A 22,953-nucleotide genomic window follows, 5' to 3' on the forward strand; every position below is an offset into this window, starting at 1 on the left:
ATGAAAAAAGGATTCTATTTTAAAACATACGAAAAACCATTTAAGACACCCTTTGAGGTGCTTTTTGGCGTTTTTAAAGAATTGATCGTACACACTTCAGGCGATTTTGATGAAGCTATCGATTGGTTACGAGAATTGGATAATGAATACAAATTAACGACTCCTGAATACACTATTGAAGATTTTATCGAAGATTTAAAGAAAAAAGGATTCATCCGTGAAGAAATCTCACCTGATGGTGGTTCCGGAGAAACTACAATAACTTCAAAAACGGAACGCTTAATCAGACAAGCAGCTTTAGATCAAATTTTCGGAAATTTAAATAAATCGGGTAGTGGAAACCATAAAACCAAACAAGTTGGTGGTGGTGATGAACTAACTGGCGAATTCAGAAGTTATAATTTTGGCGATTCTTTAGATAAAATTTCATTAACCGAAAGTTTGAAAAATGCCCAAATCAACAACGGAATCGGAGATTTTCAACTAACTGAAAACGATTTGGTGATTGAAGACACGCATTATAAATCGCAAATGAGCACGGTTTTAATGATTGATATTTCGCACAGTATGATTTTGTATGGTGAAGATCGAATTACACCAGCCAAAAAAGTTGCTATGGCTTTGGCAGAACTTATTACTACACGTTATCCAAAAGATACCATTGATATTTTAGTTTTTGGAAATGATGCTTGGCCAATTTCTATTAAAGAATTACCGTTTTTAAAAGTCGGACCATATCATACAAACACTGTAGCTGGTTTACAATTAGCCATGGATATGCTTCGAAGAAAACGAAATACCAACAAACAAATTTTCATGATTACCGATGGAAAACCAAGTTGTGTTCGTGAAAAAGATGGTTCTTATTACATGAACAGCAACGGTTTGGATGAATATATCGTTGAAAAATGTTACACACAAGCCGCTCAAGCCAGAAAATTACACATTCCAATAACCACTTTTATGATTGCAAACGATCCGTATTTGCAACAATTCGTAGATAAATTTACAGAAGCCAATCAAGGAAAAGCTTTTTATACAGGTTTGAAAGGTTTAGGAGAAATGATTTTTCAAGATTATGAAGCCAATAGAAAAAAGAAATTAAAATAAAAAGTCAAGTATAAGGATGTAAATCCACAAAAAAATAAAGTAAAAAATGGATATTAAAAATATAAACACTTTAGGTGAATTGATAGCATCAGATTATCAATCAAAAAATATTAAAGACGAGTTACGTACCAATTTGCGACATAAATTAATAGCCAAACAACCTACTTTTACAGGAGTTCATGGTTTTGAAAATTCTGTAATTCCTGAATTAGAAAGAGCTATTTTATCTCGACATAATATTAATTTGTTAGGGTTGCGCGGACAAGCAAAAACACGTTTAGCCCGAAAAATGGTAGAGCTTTTGGATGAATATATTCCGTTTGTTTCGGGTTCTGAAATTAACGATGATCCGTTAAGCCCAATTTCTCGTTTTGCTATCGATTTAATTGCTGAAAAAGGAAACGATACCCCAATTTCTTGGTTACACCGAAGCGAACGTTTTTTCGAAAAATTAGCGACGCCAGATGTAACAGTTGCCGATTTAATTGGTGATGTAGATCCAATAAAAGCGGCGAATTTAAAATTATCGTATGCAGATGAACGTGTGATTCACTTCGGAATGATTCCACGCGCCAACAGATGTATTTTTGTAATTAACGAATTACCCGATTTACAAGCTAGAATTCAGGTAGCATTGTTTAATATTTTGCAAGAAGGCGACATTCAGATTCGTGGATTTAAATTAAGAATGCCGTTAGATTTACAATTTATTTTTACGGCAAATCCAGAAGATTACACCAATCGTGGAAGTATTGTTACGCCTTTAAAAGACCGAATTGGTTCTCAGATTTTAACACATTATCCAGAAACTATTGAAATTGCTAAAACCATTACACATCAAGAAGCTAAATTAGATGAGAATCAATCTTCAATCGTACATGTTCCAAATTTGGCAAAAGATTTGTTGGAACAAGTTGGTTTTGAAGCTAGAGAATCAGAATATATTGATGCAAAAAGTGGTGTTTCGGCTCGTATGAGTATAACCGCTTATGAAAATTTAATTAGTACAGCAGAACGTAGAGCTTTACAAAATGGCGAAGAAAAAACAACGGTTCGTTTATCTGATTTCTTAGGAATTATTCCAGCCATTACAGGTAAAGTAGAATTAGTTTATGAAGGTGAACAAGAAGGAGCAGGCGTTGTGGCGCAATATTTAATCTCCAATGCGATTCATACTTTTTTCCCAGGTTATTTTCCTAAAATAGAGAAATTAGAAAAACAAAATGAAGTCAATCCTTATACAGAAATTTCAGAATGGTTTTTCAATGAATCAGGTTTTGAATTGTCAGATGATTGTTCCGATGAAGTGTACAAAAATGTCTTAGATGAAGTAGAACCACTTGAAAATTTAATTCAAAAATACCAACCAGAAATTGCCATTTCAGATAAATATTTCCTAAAAGAATTTATACTTTGGGCTTTAGTGGAATACAATAAATTATCAAAAGAAAGAACACAAGACGGTTTTCAATTTAAAGATCCGTATGCTAAGTTTATAAGTAGATTGTCTTAGTTGAATTTAAAATGTAAAATCCGTTCTGATTAAAAATTAGAACGGATTTTTATTTTTCCAATATTATTTCAAAATTGGTTCATCAATGTTGGAACCACCCCATTCTACAACGGTAAAACCTTTTCTTGGAGTTGTGGTTAATTCTTGTAGAGGTACTTTTTCTTCGCCATGATACGCTTTAAATTCCATGAAAATTCGCAATAAAGTATCAGGTTTTGGAGTGATAGTTAAAATAGAGGAATTATCAATATTATCATTGACCCAAAAATGAATGAAATTTTCTTCGTTTTTATTTAGTTCAGGAAGCCAATACACTACAAAATCATTGATTTCAGTATTATTCAAACCTAAAAGCTCTAGTTTTTCTTGAAGGAATTTAATGTTATCTTCTTTCTTGATATAAAACCCATTTTCGTATCGATAATGTTTCTTCGTAAAATTATAAGAACCATCCCAAAATAAATAATTATACGTTCGCTTGTCGTCTAAATTATATAAAACTCCATTTGGTTCTGCAATAACATTCCAACCATTTTTGTATAATGGATAAGTATTCATGACTTTTCCTTTAAAATCATTTTTTACACTAATTTCAGATTTGATAGTTGGATAAAGATAAATAGCTGGTTTTCCGACAGAATAATAATTTTCAAAGTATTGCCTATTGTTTAGATTCATCAAAAGAAAATTTATTGTATCTTTTTTATGTAATAATTTCAAATTAACAGCAGCGTGACCTTCACTGCTAATAATTTCAATGGCATCATATTTTTTTAGCCATTTTTTTTTTAGTCTAAACTTAAAATTTGAAGAACTTCCAGTTGTTATTTTTTCAGAGATAGAATCATCATATTTTATTAAATGAACTTCATAATTCCATACATCATTTTTGTAATAAGTGCTATCAGTTGTATAAATTATTGTTTCCACTTTTCCATTTATTATTTTATTTTGTGAAAAGCCTAAAACAGATAAACACAGTAATAATAAAACAAATATTTTTTTCATAGGTCAGTTTTTAAATTCAAATTTATGGAAGTTTTATTAAACAAAAAATCCGTTCACTAATAGCAAACGGATTTAATTAATTTATATTGTTTTATGAATTTACTTCTTCAAATGCACATCAAAATAATCTGCAATTTTAGCATACATGTGAATTCTGTCTCTTCCGCCCACATTATGTTCATGGTTTGGATATAAGAAATAATCTACTTGTTTTCCTGCTTTTATAGAAGCTTCAATGAAATTCATACTGTGTTGTTGCACTACAACTGGATCTTGCGCTCCGTGAATGATTAATAATCTTCCTTTTAAGTTTTTCACTTTATCCAATAATGACGCTTTTGCATAGCCTTCTGGATTATCTTGAGGTGTATCCATATAACGTTCTCCGTACATAATTTCATAGTATTTCCAATCGATAACTGGTCCGCCAGCAACTCCAACTTTAAACGTGTCTGGTTGAGAAGTAAGTAATGATGTCGTCATAAATCCACCAAAACTCCATCCGAAAACTCCAATTTTATCGGCGTCTACAAAAGATTTTGATTTTAAAAATTCTACACCTTTCATTTGATCGGCCATTTCGTTTACTCCTAAATTTCTATGTGTAACATCGCAAAATCTTTTTCCACGCGCATCACTTCCTCTGTTGTCTAAAGTAAATACCACATAACCTTGTTGTGCCATATAGATATCAAAATATCCAGCGCCACCTAACCATTTGTTAGTCACCAATTGCGCGTGCGAACCACCATAAACATAAACCATTACTGGGTATTTTTTAGTCGCATCAAAATTTGCTGGATAAATTAATCTTCCATTTAAAGGCGTTTTTCCATCAGGAGAAGTTAAAGTTACCATTTCGATTCTTGGTAAGTCGATTTTTCCTGCAAAAGGATTTTCTGCTTTCACTAAAGTGGTATTGGCCATTTTCGTTTTGATGTTTAAAATCGAAACTTCATTAGGCGTTGTAGCATTACTATATTGATCTAAAACCATTGTTCCGTCTGAAGAAACTGAAGCGTTGTGCGTTCCAGAAACTGTTGTTAATTGAAACGTTTTACCTGTTTTTATATCAACTTGAAATAATTGTCTATCTAAACCATTATTTGTTGTTCCGATGTAGTTGATTTTTGAATTCGACGCATCGAAACCTAATAAATAAGTTACTACCACATCTTTAAAACCTAAGTTTTTAATCAATTTTCCATCTGTATTGTACAAATACATTTGGTTGTATCCGTTAAAATCAGTTTGATAAATAAATTGATTTGGATTGTTGGGTACGAAAGTCAAAGCGTGTTGAGGTTCTACCCAAGTAGTTGCTTTTTCTTCGAATAATGTTTTTACAAAAGCTCCAGTTGAAGCATCATATTTATTGAATTTTAAATGATTTTGGTCACGATTTAAAACGCCAATAAAAATATATTTTCCAGTTGGTTCCCAAGAAACCATGGTTAAATATTGTTCTTTTGGTTCACCGGTTTGAAGGGTTACTTTTTTACCAGTTGCAACATCATAAATGACTAAAGTTACATTTTCACTTGTCATTCCCGCCATTGGGTATTTAATATCTTTGTTTACAGCTTCGCGTTCGTTCCAGTTGGTAATTGGATAATTTCCAACCATAGTTTCATCTTTACGATAATACGCTAATTGTGTTCCTGAAGCATTCCACCACATTCCACTATCGATTCCAAATTCTTGACGGTGTACATAATCAGAACCATTTACAATTGCTGGTTTTTCATCGTTTGTTACTTCAATTGTTTTATTATTTGATGTAATTCTGATGTTGTTATCTTTTAACCAAGCTACATTGTTATTAGATGCGAATTTAGCTTGAGCGCCTTCGTTAGAATAGCCAATGGCAGAAGAAATTTGTTTCGTAGCTACATTATAAATTACTTTATAATTGTTTGTTTTTGAAGCGATTTCTGTTTCAAAAGTAGTTATTGTTTTCCATGTGATTGAAGTAGGAAACGTACGTAAAGCGAATTCTTCTGTTGGAAATTTGGCTTTTAATGCGGCTTCAAAATCTGCTTTTGTAGCTAAAGTAGTTGCTGTCCAATTGTTAGCTGCGCTTTTCTCTAATAAACTAGTGAAATCAGTACTTACATACGTAATTGATTTTGAATCTTTTCTCCATTGTTGAGCTGTTAATGAAGTTGGCGCAAATTTTCTTGGTCCAGTTACGGTTTCTTCAATCGTTAGTTTTTGTGCGAAAGAGATACTTCCGACCAAAAGGAAACTTAAAATATATTTTTTCATTTATAATTAATTTAGTTCGTATTAGTTGACAAAGCTAACAAATTGTTACAAAAAAACCCGTCCTAATTATATCGGGACGGATTTTGATGTTACTATTATTTATTAAATGTTATGCGTTCTCTAATTGTAGAATGCCTAATTCTCTCATACAAGCATTCATACTTTGATAGGTTCTTTCAATATCGTTATCTAAACCAATTGAAAAACGAATTAAACCATCCGTTAAACCCATCTCAGCTTGTTCTTCTAAAGGGATTTCAGAAGAAGTTGAAGTTCCTGGCGCGCTAAATAACGTTTTGTAGAATCCTAAACTTACAGCTAAATAGCCTAAATTTCTTTCTTGCATTAATTCCATCAAAGCGTTTGCTTTATCTAAACTTCCAACATCAATAGTCATCATTCCTCCAAAACCATATTCTGGATTAATCATATTTTTATATACTTCATGACTTGGATGACTCGCTAAACCTGGATAAACCGTTTTGATTCCGTCTGCTTCAAATTTATGAGCCAAATACATCGCATTATGACTATGTTGCTTCATTCTAATATGTAATGTTCTAAGATTTTTCATTACTGAAGCGGAACGTAAACTGTCCATTGTAGGTCCTAATAACATACTTGCACCAGAATTTACATTTTTCAAATCGTTAATAAATTCCTGACTCGCACAAGTTACACCACCAACTGTATCAGAACTTCCGTTGATGTATTTTGTAAGTGAATGAATTACGATATCTGCTCCTAATTTTGCTGGAGAAACTGATAAAGGTGAAAAAGTATTATCTACTACTAATTTAATATTATGTTTTTTAGCGATTTTAGCCAAAGAAGCAATATCTGCTACTTCTAATAATGGATTACTAACCGTTTCACAATATAAAACTTTAGTATTTGGTGTGATTGCTGCTTCTACAATATCTAATTTAGTAATGTCAACGAAAGTTGTTGCTACGCCAAATCTTGGTGCGAAATTCTTTAAAAACGCATATGTTCCACCATAAATAGTTCTACTAGAAACTACGTGATCACCTTGACCACATAATTGTAAAATAGTTGGAGTAATCGCTCCCATTCCAGAAGCAGAAACGTTCGCTGTTTCAGTTCCTTCCATTGCTGCCAATGCTTTATCTAAATATAAATTACTTGGAGAAGAATGACGTGAATATAAATAACAACCTTCTGCGTTACCTTCGAAAGTATCGAACATGGTTTTTGCTGAAAGAAACGTGTAAGTTGAAGAATCTGAAATAGAAGGATTTACACCTCCAAATTCACCAAAATATTGTAAATCTTGGATTTTGTCTGCTGGGTTAAAGTTGTTCATGTTGTTTAGTTTTTTATTCATCAAAATTGAGTATAAAATATTAATATTTCAACATATGTGTGTTTTTTTAGATTATAAATCTATGGTAATTGGTTTTATAAGATTTATAATCTAAAATTTTAAATAAAATTTAAAAAAAAATGATATATTTGCGTCACAAACACACACACAACAACACAACTAAAATGGACGCAACAGACAAAAAACTGTTAGAATTAATGCAAATTGATTCTAAAAAAACTACTAAAGAGCTTTCCGGCAAGTTAAATCTTTCGGTAACTGCGGTTTATGAAAGAATAAAAAAACTAGAACGTGAAGGGATTATTAGCAAATACGCCACAATCTTAGACAAAACTAAAATCCAAAAAGGATTCGTGGTTTTTTGTCATATCAAATTAATCAAACACTCCAAAGATTTAATTTCTGAATTTGAAAAGGAAGTGGTTACACTTAATGAAGTTTTAGAATGTTTTCACGTAAGTGGAGATTATGATTATATTCTGAAAATTTGTGTAAAAGACATGGAAGAATACAGAGAATTTATGGTTACGAAGTTAACAACACTGCAACATATTGGTAGTACACATAGTACTTTTATGATTGGTGAAGTTAAAAATTCCACTTCATTTGTAATCAATTAAATTTATCGAAGTTTTTGAATAAATATCAGCACATATTTATTTAAAAACTTTACTTTTGTATTCGAAAAATACACAACAATCATTTTATAAAAAAATAGATATTATGAGTCAATTTGATGTAACCATTATTGGTTCTGGACCTGGAGGATATGTTGCAGCTATTCGTTGCGCACAATTAGGATTTAAAACAGCAATTATTGAAAAATACTCAACTCTTGGTGGAACTTGCCTTAACGTAGGTTGTATTCCGTCAAAAGCATTATTAGCTTCTTCGCATCATTATGAAGAATTACAACATTTTGCTGATCACGGAATTGAAGTTTCTGGAGAGGTAAAAGTGAATTTAGAAAAAATGATTGCTCGTAAACAAGCTGTTGTAGATCAAACTTCTGGTGGAGTAAAATACTTAATGGATAAAAATAAAGTTACCGTTTTTGAAGGTGTTGGTTCTTTTGAAAGTGCCACTTCAGTTAAAGTAACTAAAGCAGATGGTTCTTCAGAAGTGATAGAATCTAAAAATATTATTATTGCTACAGGTTCTAAACCTTCTTCTTTACCTTTTATCAAATTAGATAAAGACAGAATTATTACGTCTACGGAAGCTTTAAAATTAAAAGAAGTTCCAAAACACTTAGTAATTATTGGTGGTGGAGTTATCGGTATCGAATTAGGTCAAGTTTATTTACGTTTAGGAGCGCAAGTTTCTGTCGTAGAATTTATGGATAGAATTATTCCAGGAATGGATGCTTCTTTATCTAAAGAATTGACTAAAGTATTGAAAAAACAAGGTATGAAGTTTTACACGTCTCTCAAAGTTCAATCGGTGGATAGAGCAGGAGATGTAGTTACTGTAAAAGCAGAAAATGCAAAAGGAGAAATCATCACTTTAGAAGGTGATTATTCTTTAGTTTCTGTGGGTCGTCGTCCTTATACAGATGCTTTAAATGCTGATAAAGCAGGTGTTAAAGTTACAGAAAGAGGTATGATTGAAGTAAACGATCATTTACAAACTTCAGTTTCAAATATTTATGCAATTGGTGACGTAGTTCGTGGAGCGATGTTAGCACATAAAGCGGAAGAAGAAGGTGTAATGGTTGCTGAAATTTTAGCAGGACAAAAACCACATATCGATTATAATTTAATTCCTGGAGTAGTGTATACTTGGCCAGAAGTTGCAGCTGTTGGTAAAACAGAAGAGCAATTGAAAGCAGCAGGAATTGATTTCAAAGCAGGAAGTTTTCCTTTCAAAGCATTAGGAAGAGCTCGTGCTGGTGGTGATACGGACGGATTTGTGAAAATCTTAGCGGATGCCAAAACAGACGAAGTTTTAGGCGTTCACATGATTGGTGCACGTTGTGCTGATTTAATTGCCGAAGCAGTTACGGCTATGGAATTTAGAGCATCTGCTGAAGATATTTCAAGAATGTCTCACGCACATCCAACTTTTGCTGAAGCGATTAAAGAAGCAGCGTTAGCAGCAACTGGAAATAGAGCATTACACGTGTAAACAGATACATTTAGATATAGAAATCCCAAATTCCTTAACTGGAGTTTGGGATTTTTTGTTTTCTCTCTTTTCGAAATTTTAACACCATTGTTAATAAATTTTCGAACCAAATTCAATGCTGAAATCGTACCTTTGGCCTATGTTTGCATTGGTCGATTGTAATAATTTTTATGTGTCTTGCGAGCGTGTTTTTCAACCTCAATTTCTTAAAAAACCTGTTGTCGTTTTATCTAATAACGATGGTTGTGTTATCTCTAGAAGTGACGAAGCAAAAGCGCTTGGCATTGCTATGGGTGTGCCCGAATTTAAAATTAGAAACGAAATCAAGCAGCATCAAATCGCCGTTTTTTCTTCCAATTATGCCTTGTATGGCGATTTAAGTAAACGTGTAATGGAAGTCTTAGTTAGTTTTACGCCAGACATTGAAAATTACAGTATCGACGAAGCTTTTCTTAATTTTAAAAACACCAATACAACCAATTTTGAAGTTTGTGGAATTCAAATGAAACAATGCGTGCAAAAATGGATTGGATTACCCGTTTGTATCGGTTTTGCCGAAACGAAAGCGCTGAGTAAAGTCGCGAATAAAATTGCGAAAAAATTTCAAGACAGAACGGGTGGCGTTTATGTAATCGATTCCGAAGAAAAACGAATTAAAGCTTTAAAATGGACGAAAGTCGAAGATATTTGGGGAATTGGGTATCAATTGTCTAAAAAAATGAAAGCATTTGGAATGGTTTCGGCTTACGATTTCACCTTGCCACATAATGAAGATTTCATAATTAGAACTATGGGCGTGATTGGAAAACGACTTCGTGCCGAATTATTAGGGCGATCTGTATTAGAATTAGAACAACAACCTGAAGCCAAGAAAAATATCGCTATAACTAGAACTTTCGAGAAATCAATTACCAATTTAAGCGAATTGAAAGAACGTGTGTCTACTTTTGCAACAGTAGCTTCCGAAAAATTACGTATGCAAAAATCATGTTGTTACGGAATTGTGCTGTATCTGCGAAAAGATAAATATAAAGCAGGAAATGAACGGTATAATTTTTCAGTTTACGAAGCTTTGCCGTTTGCGACACAATCAAGTTTGACCTTAAGTACTACAGCTATTAAAATGTTAGAAAAGATAGTTCAAGTTGGCGAAACGTATACGAAAGCTGGAATTATCATAACGGATATTATTCCACAAGATCAAAAGCAATTTAATTTATTTGTAGAAGAAAATCCGAAACACGAAAAAATAATGAAAGTGATGGACGATATTCGAAAGAAAACTGGCGAAAGAAAAATTCGACTCGGAAACCAAGATTTACAACGCACTTGGAAAATGAAGCAAAACTTCTTATCCAAAAAATACACGACAGATATAACCGAATTATTAGAAGTAAAATGTTAGCACAAAATAAATTATCCTTTTTTATTCCAAATACGGAAAGTAATTTGGAAATGCCTTACATTTCAAGCGGCATTAAAGCTGGATTTCCTTCACCAGCAGCTGATTTTGATGGTTCCAGAATTAGCATTGATCAAATTGTTGTCAAAAATTCGACTGCTACTTTTTACGCTAAAGCGAACGGAAGCTCTATGATTGGAGCCGGAATTGATGATGGCGATATTTTAGTGATTGATAAAAGTATAGAACCTCAAGATGGTAAAATTGCCGTTTGTTTTATCGATGGAGAATTTACCGTAAAAAGAATCAAAGTACAAGAAAACAGTTTGCTATTATTGCCTGAAAACAAGCTATTTGAGCCGATTAAAGTCACTCAAGAAAATGATTTTATCATTTGGGGAATTGTGACGTATGTGGTAAAAAAGTTATAAAAAAAATCCTGAGTTTATCAGGATTTTTTAGTTGTATGTTTTTATGACTTCGCTAATTCTTTTTCTTTTAGATATCCGAATAAATGGTCTTTTTTAATGATTTCAGCTGTACCTTCTGGTAGCATTTCTTCCCAACCAGATTCGCCTTTTGCAATCATTTTTAAAATTTTTCTTGAGAAAATATCTAAAGTTTTTTCATCGTAGCTTTCTATGTCAGTAACTTTTCCGTTGTATTTAAAGAATTTGTATAATTCTTTCATTCGAGGATGTACTTTTAAGTTTTCCGAATTGATTATTTCTCCTGTTTCTGGATCTTTCATTGGATATAAATACACTTTTAAATCTCTGTAAAACAGTTTTCCAAAAGCTTCTAAAATTCCACCCGACATATGGCGGTAGTATTTTTCGTCAAAAATTTCAACTAAATTACTAACTCCCATAGCTAAGGCAGTTCTAGATTTAGTGAAAGATGAAAAATATTCTAATACTTTATAATATTCTTGGAAGTTAGAAATCATTACCGTTTGTCCTAATGAACATAACAGTTCTGCTCTGTCTAAGAAATCTCTTTCGTCAATTTCACCTTCAGCTTTTAGGTTAGAAAGTGTAATTTCAAAAACTACAAACGTATTTTCTTTACTAACTTTATTTTCTTGAATAAACATCTCGTAAGATTGTTTATACATATCCATATTTACTTTGGTTACTGGACGGAAACTTCCACGTAACGCTAAAATGTTCTTTTTGTATAAAACCGCTGCAGGTAAAATGTTTTTTCCTTCCGGATTGAACATTACAGCATCTGTCATTCCGTATTTTACTAATTGTAAACTCATTAATCGGTTGTCAACATCAGCAAAACGAGGTCCTGAGAAATTTACAGTATCAATTTCAATTTGGTCTTTTTCTAAATGATCGTATAAATAACGTAATAATTTCTTTGCATCATTATGTTTGTAAAACGCACCGTAAATTAAATTTACTCCTAAAATACCCAAAGTTTCTTGTTGCAAACGCGCATCATTTTCTTTAAAACGAATGTGAATTAAGATTTCATTATACGCTTCATCTGGTTCTACTTGAAATTTAATTCCAACCCAACCATGACCTTTAAATTGCTTTGCGAAATCAATGGTAGCCACTGTATTTGCATAACTAAAAAACATTTTATTGGGATGTTTATCACGACCTAATCTGTCTTCAATAAGTTGGGTTTCGTGCGTTAACATTTTTCTTAAACGACTTTCCGTAACATAACGACCATCTTCTTCAATACCATAAATAGCATCACTAAAGTCTTTATCATAAGCAGACATGGCTTTTGCAATCGTACCAGAAGACGCACCAGCTCTGAAAAAATGTCTAACAGTTTCCTGTCCTGCACCAATCTCTGCAAAGGTTCCGTAAATGTTTTCGTTTAAATTTATACGAAGTGCTTTATCCTTGGTTGAAGGAATTTGTTCAATTACTTTATCTCCTCTTAATGTTATTTCAGTCGTCATTTTAACAAATGTATTTTTGGGCAAATTAAAATATACTGCAAAGTTAACAAATTATAGGTTTTAACAAGAGTAATTTGTTATTTTTGTAAAAAAATATTCGCTTTGAAAATTTACTTTTTAGGAACAGGTACGTCACAAGGAATTCCAGTAATTGGGAGTAATCATTTTGTGTGTTTAAGTGAAAACGCTAAAGACAAACGATTGCGAGTTTCGGTTTGGATTCATGATGTAGATTTTTCTGTAGTAATTGATTGTGGTCCCGATTTTCGACAACAAATGCTAACCAGTAAATGTTCGCAAATTGATGGCTTACTTTTCACACATGAACATGCTGATCATACTGCAGGATTGGATGATATTAGGCCATTTTATTTCAAACAAGGTGATATTCCTGTTTATGGTCATCAACGTGTTTTGGATAATTTAGCGAGACGATTCGATTATATTTTTGAAAAAGAAAATAAATATCCAGGCGCACCTTCTGTTGTTCCGTTTGAAGTAATTAATGGTCAGAAGTTTCAAATTAAAAACAAAGAAATTATTCCAATTAATGCGATGCATGGCGATTTACAAGTTTTTGGATATCGAATCAAAGATTTTGTATATTTAACGGATGTAAAAACTATAGAAACTTCGGAACTTGATAAGTTGAAAAACGTGGAAGTTTTGGTTATCAATGCCTTACGATTCGAACCACATAATACACATTTTAACATAGAAGAAGCTTTAAATTTTATAAATTTGGTGCAGCCTAAAAAAGCCTATTTAACGCATATCAGTCATATTTTAGGATTACACGAAGAAGTACAAAAACAATTGCCGGAAAATGTATTTTTGGCTTACGATAATTTAGAAATAAAAATTAAATAATTTAAAAAATGAAGAAGAATTTATTACTTTATGGATTAGTGTTTTCAGTATTAATTAACATTTTTCAGATGGTTAACTCCTCAAACATTTTAAAAAGAAGTGAAGAAGTTTCTACTATTAGCAAGAAAGAATTAAAAAAAGCTAAAGATTCAATTGTAAAATTGATTGAGAAAGATAAATTCTCTTTGGATAATAATGAATATGCTCAAGAGTATTATTTTGAGCATAATTTGAAAGCTTTACAAACGAAAGTAAATGAGGATTTAATGGCTTTTAATGCAGATAAAAGAGGAAATAAATACGTTTCTTATGAACAAATAGGTGAAAATCCATTTTTAATAAATAGTGTTAAAATTTTAAATCACAGATGGATTATTGCTAATTTTTCTGATGGAAAAGTTTGGGGAGAAGTTTTAATAAAATATTTTCATAACACAGATAAACCAACAGATTTTGAAACGGTTGAAACGTTAATTTATCAAGAAACGCTAAATTAAATATGAAAAAAATTTTATATATTTTATCACTAGTTTCTTTATTTTCTTGCGATTATATTCTTAAAAACCCTTCATCTGATGAAGAAATTTTAGATTCAATTGTGGGAAATCAAGTAAATGATGATAAAAATGAAAACGAATGTAAATTAGACGCTGGATACAAATGGTCTAATATGACTAAAAAATGTGTGCGTGTTTTTGAAGATGGTTACCGATTAACTTCAATTGAAAAAGATACGTTAGGAAAAAGTAAAAATGCTTATTTTTTCGTGGATGAAGACAGTTTAATTGCTGAGGTTTTCTTACCAGATTCTAAAGAATCTATCATTTTTACTAGAGAAAGTGAAGACCAAAACTTCAAGTTTAAAAATTTCGAATTTCGTACTAAAAAAGGCTTCAATTTGTATTATAATGAAACGTTGTTGTTTCAACCTGCGATTCCTATTGACACGAAAGTTATAGGTAAAGATGAGGAGCATTAATAAATTTGTCACATATTTTTCAATAAAAAAAGCATCTCAAAAAAATGAGATGCTTTTTTTATTTAGAATTTAAAATCTGACCAATCTGTAAAATCTGCGTACCTATTATTTAAATTTCTTCTCATCCACATCTTTCAAAAACTGAATTAAACCTGTAAAATACGTTTCTTGGTCGTCGTATTGTGATAAATGACTTCCGTTTTTACAAAATAAAAATCTTCCATTTTGCACTTGAGTTGCCATCCATTTCATATGTTCTGGATCCATCGTATCATATTTTGAACCAATAGTTAAAGTTGGAACAGTCAGTTCTTTCAATCGTTTTGAAACATCCCAATTTTTAATATAAGCATCGCCTGTGATTCCGAATTCACTGTAACCTTGCATCGAAATATAAACTTCAGAATTAATGTGTTTAAAACATCTGGTAATCGATTCTGGCCAATTTTTTTGTGGTTTTCTTAAAATGTGTTCCGTATAATAATGTTCGAAAAGCAATTCAGAATATCTTGGATTCGCAAAATCATTATTTTTTTCCAATTGCATGATTTCTTCGTACACTTCTTTTTTCATTTGCGGACCTAACACTTCTTGTGCGTATTTATTGTACGAAGGAATGCTCGAAACCATATTAGAAATAATCAAGCCTTTTAGGTTTTTCTGATATTTTAAGGCGTAATCCATAGCTAAAATACCGCCCCAAGATTGACCTAAAACATAAAAATTGTCTTTATTCAAACCTAAAGCGATTCGAACTTGTTCCACTTCTTCCACAAAACGTTCATTCGTCCAAAGTGATTTGTCTTTTGGTTGATCAGAATAATACGAGCCTAATTGATCGTAGTAAATGAATTCGATACCTTCTTTAGGTAAATAGCCTTCAAATGATTCGTACAATTCGTGCGTTAAACCTGGTCCGCCATGTAATAGCAAGACTTTTATTTTCGGATTATTTCCAAATCTTTTTGTCCAAACCTTAAACGTTCCTTTCGGAGTTTTTATTGGAATCATTTTGATACCGCCCGTATATTGGTCTTCTTTCGAATCAAAAGAATGATAGTTTTGTAACGAAAAATCTTCGCCCTTTTTACAAGAAAAAAAAGCGAAGAGTATCGAAATGAAGAATATTTTTTTCATTTTATGCTGAATAAATTTTATCGTAAAGGGTTTGGTATTTTTCTTTGATAATTTTACGTTTTAATTTCATTGTTGGAGTTAAGTGTCCTGCATCAATTGACCAAATATCTGGTGTTAATTCAAAACGTTTCACTTGTTCCCAATTTCCGAATTTTTTGTTAGCTTCATCAATATCTTCTTGAAATCTAGCAATCACTTTCGGATTATTGCAAATATCTTCGTTGGAACTTCCTAAATCCACTTTATGTCTGCTTGCCCATTCTTTTACGAAATCAAAAGCAGGTTGAATAAAGGCTGCTGGCATTTTTTCGCCATCACCAATCACCATAATTTGTTCAATAAAACGTGATTGTTTGAAGGAGTTTTCTAATACTTGCGGCGCCACATATTTTCCTCCTGAAGTTTTAAACATTTCTTTTTTACGATCCGTAATTTTTAAGAAACCATCAGCGTCAATTTCTCCAATGTCACCTGTATGGAAATAGCCATTTTTGATTACTTCTGCAGTTTGTGCTTCATCTTTATAGTAACCCATCATTACGTTTGGACCTTTACAAAGGATTTCGCCATCTTCAGCAATTTTTACTTCTACATTGTCGATAACTCTTCCTACGGTTCCAATTCTGAAACCACCATTTCTCATATCATTTACTGAAATTACTGGAGAAGTTTCTGTTAATCCGTAACCTTCCATAACTGGTATTCCAGCTGCAGTAAATACTTTTGTTAAACGATTTTGTAAAGCAGCACTTCCAGAAACTAAAAGTTCTAATTCGCCACCTAAACCTTCTTGCCATTTAGAGAAAATTAATTTTCGAGCAATTCCAAGTTTTAAATTATAAACAAAACCATTTTCATTGTAAGGTTTGAATTTCATTCCTAAATCTAAAGCCCAAAAGAATAGTTTCTTTTTGATTCCAGTTAAATCCGTACCTTTTGCATAAATTTTATCGTATACTTTCTCCAAAAGCCTTGGTACAACTGACATGACGTGTGGATGAACTTCTTTTAAATTGTCTGATATTTTCTCAATACTTTCCGCAAAATAGATTGAAATTCCACCATATTGATATAAATAGGTCAACATTCTTTCGAAGATATGACAAATCGGTAAGAAACTTAAAGCACGTGTACTTCCTTTTCTTAAAGGCATTCTTTTGTCTGAATTTAAAACATCAGAAACAATATTATCGTGAGAAAGCATCACACCTTTTGGTCTTCCTGTTGTTCCAGAAGTATAAATAATAGTAGCTAAATCTGTTGGTAAAACATTGTTTTTACGTTCTTCAACTACATTTTGGTTGGAAGTATCTGAACCTGATTCTAATAAGTCTCTCCATTTTTTGCAACCAGAAATTTCGTTGAATGAATATATTTCCACTAATAATGGAATTCTAGAATGAACCGATTTTAATTTATCATATACTTCTTGGTCAGAAACGAAACAATATTTAGCTTCAGAATGATTTAATATATATTCATAATCTTCTGAAGAAATAGTAGGATAAATAGGCACGTTTTGTGCACCTGTTTGCAAAATTCCAATATCTGAAATATGCCATTCTGTTCTGTTATTTGATGAGATGATAGCAATTTTGTCATTTTTTTGTATTCCCAAATGTAATAATGCTCTTGATAAAGAATTGGCTTTATTTAGGTATTCTTGTGTAGAAGTTTTTACCCAATCATTTCCATATTTAGTTACCAAAGCATCTGGTAAATTATGGTGTTCTAATTGATAATATGGGAAATCGAAAAGTCTAGTAACGTTTTGCATTTGAATTGGTTTTAAACTGCAATTTATAAAAAAAATAGATATTTATAAATAATTTAACGGTTAAACTTCTAATATTGTTAATTTTGCAATAATTAATTTTTAAAATATGAAATCTATTTTCAGATTAGATGAGTATAAAGTGCTGTTTTACAGAATTTTATTAGTTTATTTCTTTTATTTTATTGCCAGACTTTTATTTTATGTCTTCAATAGCGAAATTGTCGAAGTAGCTTCCATTTCAGAGTTTTTACAAATTTCTTATCACGGTTTAGCATTTGACACCACCGCGATTTTGTATATAAATGGGTTGTTTATTTTACTTTCTATTTTGCCTTTTTTTATCAATACAAAACCAAAATATCAAAAGGTTTTATTCTATTTGTATTTCATTTCGAATTTAATTTTCTTCTCTTTCAATTTTGTTGATTTCATTTATTACAAATATAATTTTTCTCGTTTAACACTTGCAGCTTGGGATATTTTAAAACATGAAGAAGCAAAAGGAGGCATGTTGTTTCGATTTTTAATTACCTATTGGCATGTGTTTTTACTTTACATTATTGTGTCTGTTTTTTGGATATTTTTATATCAAAAAGTAAAAGTAAAGCAGAATTTAGTAGAAACGGGTAAAACAAAATATGTGGCAAAATCTATTTTAGGATTTCTGATTATTGCTACTTTAAGTATTGGTGGGATTCGTGGTGATTTCAAAAAAAGTACACGACCAATTAATTTAGTAGATGCGAATCAACACGTAAAAAAAGCACAACAAGCCGATTTAGTTCTGAATTCACCATTTACATTTTTAAGAACTTTAGGTGTAAAATCATTTAAAAAAACAGAATTTAATATTCCAGAATCAGTTGTAGAAGAAAATTTTCAACCGATAAAATTTTATAAATCTAATAGTCCTTCTTCACCAAATATCGTATTGATTATTACGGAAAGTATGGGTCGAGAATATATTGGTGCTTTCAATAAAAATTCGAATATAAAAGATTATGTTAGTTATACTCCTTTTTTAGATTCGTTAGCTAAAGAAAGTTTAATTTTTACGAATGCCTATGCAAATGGCTACAAATCCATTCACGGAATGTCGTCTATTTTATCTGGAATTCCATCGTTTAAAGATGCTTTTACATCATCTCCTTATGCTAAACAGAAAATAGAATCATTGGTTTCATGCTTAAAAGATAAAGGGTATGATACTTCATTTTTTCATGGAGCACCAAATGGATCAATGGGATTTTTGGGTTATGGAAATATTTTAGGATTTGACCATTATTATGGAATGACGGAATACGGAAATGATAAAGATTTTGATGGTTCTTGGGGAATTTGGGACGAACCTTTTATGCAGTTTATGAATCAAACTATTAGCAAAAAGAAAGCTCCGTTTTTCAGTACTATTTTTACGGTTTCTTCTCACGAACCTTATGTTGTTCCTGAAAAATTTAGAAATAAAATTCCAAAAGGAACAAACCCAATGCACCAACCTGTTGGTTATACGGATTACGCTTTTAAGAAGTTTTTCGAATCGGCTAAAAAAGAGTCTTGGTTTGAAAATACAATTTTTATTATTACGGCAGATCATTGTAATTTAGTGAATTATACGGAAGAATATACGGATAAAATTATGAACAGAACCGCTATTCCAATTTTGTTTTTTTCGCCAAAATATAATTTGAAAGGAGAGAACAAGGAATTAGCGCAACATATTGATATTTTTCCAACAGTAATGGATATGATAGGCTACAATAAGCCTTTTAGAAGTTGGGGAAGAAGTTTAGTTGCCAAAAATGAAAAAGTTAAACCTTATTTAATCAATCATATTTCGGGATTGTATAACTTTGCTAGAGGAAATTACATTTGTGCTTTTGATGGAAAAGTAGCCGTTGGGTTTTATGATATTAAGGATAAAAAACAATTGCATAATTTAATCGGAAAACGAAACCAAGAAATGAATAATTTGGAAATAGGCTGTAAGGCATTTATTCAGGATTATTTTAATAGAATTATTGATAAAAAATTAACTGCAAAATAATGAAAAAAAGAATCATACAAATACTACTTTCAATTGTTGTAATTGGAGCTGTAATCGGTGGAAAACAATATTATGATTACAAAGTGAATCATAATTTTAAAATTATTTCTGAAGGAAAAGTGTATAAAAGTGGTGTTATTCCACCAGATAAATTGGCTAATTTTGTGAAAGAGCATAAGATTAAAAGTATTATCGATTTACGTTTTCCTGGTACAGCTGATTTAGTAAATAATCCTGAAATCCCAGCTGAATTAACTGCTGAAAAAGAAGCTGCTGCCAAAATTGTAGGCTTAAATTATTTTAATCTTGGTTCAGATCAAGTGCCAACACCAGAAAATTTGGAAGATTTTTTCAAAATAATGGACAATCCAGCCAATTATCCAGTGCTAATTCATTGTTTTCATGGCGTAGGTCGTGCCGAAATGTATTCTGCCATTTATCGTATAGAATATGAAAATTGGGACAGAGATGATGCGAGAAAAGAAACCCGTTTTTTAACGAAATTTAGTTCATTCGATTTAGGAAAACCTAAAGGTGATTTTTTACATAGTTATGTTTCTAGAAAAGAAAAAGCTGCAAAATAGAACATGAGAAAAATTGGTCTACTCTTTTTATTTTTTTTTAATTTAATACCTTCTGTTTTTAGCCAAAATAAGGAAGTGATTAGTTGGTTAAACAATAACGCTTATTTAATAGAAAACGGTAATTTTAATACAGATATTACTATTCCAAATCATCAATTAAGTGCAAGTTTTACTAATGCAACTGTTTTTGGTTTTGGAGAAGCGACGCATCACTCAAAAGAGTTTATACAACTTAAAGCAAAATTTTTTAAATATTTAGTATTAAATCATCATGTAAAGGTTTTTGTACTTGAAGAAAGTTTTGGCGCTAGTTACCTTGTAAATGAATATATAAACGGTAGAGGCGGAAATTTAAAAGAAATTTTATCCCATTTCAAACAAGGTATTTGGAAAACTCAAGATTTATTTGAGTTAATTAATTGGATGAAATCATACAATGAAGATAAAGTAATTGATAAAAAAATACAATTTTACGGTAATGATTGCATGTTCAATTATGGCTTAGTTTCGATTATTAATAAGATAATTTTAGATTATGGAATTGAATTAGATCCAAATGAAAAAAAGCTTCTGAAATTTTATGAAAACGAAATTTCAATCTATAATGATAAAAAAATACTAGAATTAAATGCTAACGAGATAACTAAGTTAAATGAAGATTTATTTCGTAAGTCGAATAATTACGACTTAAAAAATACTTTAAACGCTTTAGCCTATTTTAATGAGTTTTTAATAAATCCTAATCAAGAAGTTAGGGACAAAAATATGTTTTTACATGTAGTCAATTTGAAGGAATTTTCTAAATGTAAGATTTTTGTCTGTGCTCATAATTCACATATTCGTAAAACAAATGTCGATAAAAGTATACCTTCTATGGGGAAATTACTTTATGAAAAATACAAGAAATTATATTTTGCAGTTGGCTTTGAATTTGGAATAGGAAAATTTTTTTCTCATGGTAATGAGGATGTTATACTTGATAAACCGATAAAAAACACCAATTCCGAATTTCTTTTTCAAGTAAATAAAGACATTTTTTACTTTGATTTTTCTATAGCAAGTGAAGATTTGATAATGAGAGATTTTCTGAATGAAAAAAGGGCTTTTGTTTTTATAGGTGGTTATGGATTAAATCTAAAATATTTGAAATATAACATTTTTTCAGAAAAATATATCAACAATTTTGATGGTTTGATCTATGTGAAAAATATTAGTGAGAGTAACCCACTTAAATAATAGTTGCTAATTAAATAATTCCCAATCCTAAACCAATCGCAAATACAATAATCATAAAAGCTACAATTTTCTGAATAGTGTTTATGGTTATTTTTTTGACTAATTTATTTCCGAAATACACACCCATAAAAGCAGCAAGTGTTGCTATAAAAATCAAGTTAAAGTTTAAAGAATCTTTCACTTTTGAAATGTTAGTAAAATAAACCGACATTCTGCTCACATCAATCATACAAGCGATTATAACTCCTGTAGCAATAAAAGCTTCTTTAGATAATCCAACTTTGGTTAGAAACGCACTTCTCAATGCACCTTGATGTCCGGAAAGTCCGCCAAAAAAACCACTCAAAATTCCGCCAATTGTTAAATATTTCTCCCGAAATTGCAAGTTTTTTAGCTTCGGAATTAACTCAAATAAAGCGAAAAAAATCAGTAAAAACGCAACAATAATTTTCATTAATGTTATCTGAAAAACTTTGTGGTTTAATGTGTATTCGGTAAGAATATTAGCATTGGTTATTTTATCTAAAAGAAAAGCTCCTAAAAAAGAGAAAAGCAAAGCAGGCAATCCAAATTGTAAGGCAATTTTCCAATTGATATGTTTTTTAACTAATACTAATTTAAATGTATTGTTTAAAAAATGTACAATCGCTGTTAAAGCAATCGCTACATCAACAGGGAAAAACAAGGCAAAAGCAGGTAATAACAAAGTTCCCAATCCGAAACCTGAGAAAAAGGTTAGGGTAGAAGCGAGTAGTGCTACAATTGGGATTAGGATGTATTCCATTTTTGAGTTTAAAGTTTAAAGTTTAAAGTTTCAGGTTGTTTTAGTTAACTTGAAACCTGAAACTTGAAACAAAAAAAACTATATTCCAGCAATAATTCCGAAGAAATCGTTGGCGTTTAAAGCTGCACCACCAATTAATCCGCCATCAACGTCAGGTTTTGAGAAAATTTCTTTGGCGTTGTCTGGTTTTACACTTCCACCATATAAAATAGAAACGTTTTCAGCGATTTCTCTTCCGAAAACTTTATCTACTAAGTTTCTAACAAATAAATGCATTTCTTGTGCTTGTTCTGGAGAAGCGGTTTCTCCCGTTCCAATGGCCCAAACTGGTTCATAAGCTAATACGATATTATTCCATTTTTCATTAGAAATATGAAACAAACCATCACGTAATTGATATTCAACTATATTAAAATGATTGTCGTTTTGTCTGTCTTTTAATTCTTCACCAAAGCAAAAAATAACCGCCATATCATGAGTTAAAGCCGTATCCACTTTATTTGCTAATAACGCATCATTTTCATGAAAATAAGCTCTTCTTTCACTATGACCTAAAATCACAGTATTCACACCAATACTTGTTAGCATTGACGCGGAAACTTCACCTGTAAACGCGCCACTTTCTGCTTGATGCATGTTTTGAGCGGCGATTTTAATATCTGAACCAGCCACTAATTCCACCGCTTTTGCTAAAAATGGAAATGGAGTAGCTAAAATGACTTCAGCGTTGTTGTTTGGTTTGTTGTTTTTGATTTCGTTTATTAATTCTATGGCTTGTGGTAAAGTTTTGTTCATTTTCCAATTACCAGCGACGATGTTTTTTCTCATTTTTT

The 22,953-nt window shown here is 31.3% G+C and carries 20 protein-coding genes; 12 read left to right on the forward strand and 8 right to left on the reverse strand.

The features are described from left to right. Positions 1–1,110, forward strand: coding sequence for a vWA domain-containing protein (locus tag UEQ13_RS09495; RefSeq protein WP_329806112.1), 1,110 nt, complete (start codon positions 1–3; stop codon positions 1,108–1,110). 46 nt (positions 1,111–1,156) lie between these two features. Next, entirely contained in the window at positions 1,157–2,623 is a 1,467-nt protein-coding gene (locus UEQ13_RS09500) for an AAA family ATPase (protein WP_329806113.1), read from the forward strand. Between the two features lie 63 nt (positions 2,624–2,686). Here UEQ13_RS09500 and UEQ13_RS09505 read toward each other — a convergent pair whose 3' ends face one another. The 3 genes from UEQ13_RS09505 to UEQ13_RS09515 form a co-directional block, all read right to left on the reverse strand. Then, on the reverse strand, positions 2,687–3,631 hold the full coding sequence (locus UEQ13_RS09505; protein ID WP_329806115.1) for a hypothetical protein: 945 nt from the start codon (positions 3,629–3,631) through the stop codon (positions 2,687–2,689). Between the two features lie 99 nt (positions 3,632–3,730). Next, positions 3,731–5,899: a S9 family peptidase gene (locus UEQ13_RS09510; RefSeq protein ID WP_329806116.1), complete on the reverse strand. Its 2,169-nt coding sequence runs from the start codon at positions 5,897–5,899 to the stop codon at positions 3,731–3,733. A gap of 109 nt (positions 5,900–6,008) precedes the next feature. Next, positions 6,009–7,226 (reverse strand): aminotransferase class I/II-fold pyridoxal phosphate-dependent enzyme, encoded by a 1,218-nt coding sequence (locus tag UEQ13_RS09515; RefSeq protein ID WP_329806117.1) that lies wholly within the window; start codon positions 7,224–7,226, stop codon positions 6,009–6,011. Positions 7,227–7,411: 185 nt separating this feature from the next. Here UEQ13_RS09515 and UEQ13_RS09520 point away from each other — a divergent pair, with 185 nt between their 5' ends. From UEQ13_RS09520 to UEQ13_RS09535, 4 genes are all read left to right on the forward strand, one after another. Further along, positions 7,412–7,867, forward strand: a complete 456-nt coding sequence (locus tag UEQ13_RS09520) for an Lrp/AsnC family transcriptional regulator (RefSeq protein ID WP_329806118.1) — start codon at positions 7,412–7,414, stop codon at positions 7,865–7,867. 103 nt (positions 7,868–7,970) lie between these two features. After that, positions 7,971–9,374 (forward strand): dihydrolipoyl dehydrogenase, encoded by a 1,404-nt coding sequence (gene lpdA / locus UEQ13_RS09525; RefSeq protein WP_329806119.1) that lies wholly within the window; start codon positions 7,971–7,973, stop codon positions 9,372–9,374. Between the two features lie 115 nt (positions 9,375–9,489). Further along, positions 9,490–10,779, forward strand: a complete 1,290-nt coding sequence (locus UEQ13_RS09530; protein ID WP_329806120.1) for a Y-family DNA polymerase — start codon at positions 9,490–9,492, stop codon at positions 10,777–10,779. Continuing rightward, positions 10,773–11,207, forward strand: a complete 435-nt coding sequence (locus tag UEQ13_RS09535) for a LexA family protein (RefSeq protein WP_329806121.1) — start codon at positions 10,773–10,775, stop codon at positions 11,205–11,207. Before UEQ13_RS09530 ends, UEQ13_RS09535 begins: the two co-directional genes overlap by 7 nt. A gap of 41 nt (positions 11,208–11,248) precedes the next feature. Here UEQ13_RS09535 and UEQ13_RS09540 read toward each other — a convergent pair whose 3' ends face one another. Continuing rightward, positions 11,249–12,709 (reverse strand): TonB-dependent receptor, encoded by a 1,461-nt coding sequence (locus tag UEQ13_RS09540; protein WP_329806122.1) that lies wholly within the window; start codon positions 12,707–12,709, stop codon positions 11,249–11,251. A 102-nt stretch (positions 12,710–12,811) separates the two neighbouring features. Here UEQ13_RS09540 and UEQ13_RS09545 point away from each other — a divergent pair, with 102 nt between their 5' ends. The 3 genes from UEQ13_RS09545 to UEQ13_RS09555 are packed head-to-tail and all read left to right on the forward strand — an operon-like array spanning position 12,812 to position 14,558. Then, entirely contained in the window at positions 12,812–13,579 is a 768-nt protein-coding gene (locus UEQ13_RS09545; RefSeq protein WP_329806123.1) for an MBL fold metallo-hydrolase, read from the forward strand. A gap of 8 nt (positions 13,580–13,587) precedes the next feature. Further along, entirely contained in the window at positions 13,588–14,076 is a 489-nt protein-coding gene (locus UEQ13_RS09550; protein WP_329806124.1) for a hypothetical protein, read from the forward strand. Between the two features lie 2 nt (positions 14,077–14,078). Further along, the gene (locus tag UEQ13_RS09555; RefSeq protein ID WP_329806125.1) at positions 14,079–14,558 is read left to right on the forward strand and encodes a hypothetical protein; all 480 of its coding nucleotides are present in this window, start codon (positions 14,079–14,081) and stop codon (positions 14,556–14,558) included. Positions 14,559–14,663: 105 nt separating this feature from the next. Here the strand turns inward: UEQ13_RS09555 and UEQ13_RS09560 are convergent, their stop codons facing one another. Together UEQ13_RS09560 and UEQ13_RS09565 are read right to left on the reverse strand one after the other, a co-directional pair. Continuing rightward, the gene (locus tag UEQ13_RS09560; RefSeq protein WP_329806126.1) at positions 14,664–15,695 is read right to left on the reverse strand and encodes a proline iminopeptidase-family hydrolase; all 1,032 of its coding nucleotides are present in this window, start codon (positions 15,693–15,695) and stop codon (positions 14,664–14,666) included. Position 15,696: 1 nt separating this feature from the next. After that, positions 15,697–17,472 (reverse strand): AMP-dependent synthetase/ligase, encoded by a 1,776-nt coding sequence (locus UEQ13_RS09565; protein WP_329806127.1) that lies wholly within the window; start codon positions 17,470–17,472, stop codon positions 15,697–15,699. 106 nt (positions 17,473–17,578) lie between these two features. On the opposite strand from UEQ13_RS09565, the gene UEQ13_RS09570 reads away from it, so the two are divergent. The 3 genes from UEQ13_RS09570 to UEQ13_RS09580 are packed head-to-tail and all read left to right on the forward strand — an operon-like array spanning position 17,579 to position 21,336. Next, on the forward strand, positions 17,579–19,516 hold the full coding sequence (locus UEQ13_RS09570) for an LTA synthase family protein (RefSeq protein ID WP_329806128.1): 1,938 nt from the start codon (positions 17,579–17,581) through the stop codon (positions 19,514–19,516). After that, entirely contained in the window at positions 19,516–20,100 is a 585-nt protein-coding gene (locus UEQ13_RS09575; protein WP_329806129.1) for a dual specificity protein phosphatase family protein, read from the forward strand. Before UEQ13_RS09570 ends, UEQ13_RS09575 begins: the two co-directional genes overlap by 1 nt. A 3-nt stretch (positions 20,101–20,103) precedes the next feature. Then, positions 20,104–21,336, forward strand: a complete 1,233-nt coding sequence (locus tag UEQ13_RS09580) for an erythromycin esterase family protein (protein ID WP_329806130.1) — start codon at positions 20,104–20,106, stop codon at positions 21,334–21,336. 10 nt (positions 21,337–21,346) lie between these two features. Here UEQ13_RS09580 and UEQ13_RS09585 read toward each other — a convergent pair whose 3' ends face one another. After that, on the reverse strand, positions 21,347–22,120 hold the full coding sequence (locus UEQ13_RS09585; RefSeq protein ID WP_329806131.1) for a sulfite exporter TauE/SafE family protein: 774 nt from the start codon (positions 22,118–22,120) through the stop codon (positions 21,347–21,349). Between the two features lie 78 nt (positions 22,121–22,198). Then, complete coding sequence (gene tpiA / locus UEQ13_RS09590; RefSeq protein ID WP_329806132.1) at positions 22,199–22,948, reverse strand: triose-phosphate isomerase; 750 nt, start codon at positions 22,946–22,948, stop codon at positions 22,199–22,201. Between the last annotated feature and the right edge of the window lie 5 nt (positions 22,949–22,953).

It is taken from the genome of Flavobacterium facile, from assembly GCF_036321945.1.
In the GTDB taxonomy this organism is placed as follows: Bacteria; Bacteroidota; Bacteroidia; order Flavobacteriales; family Flavobacteriaceae; genus Flavobacterium; species Flavobacterium facile.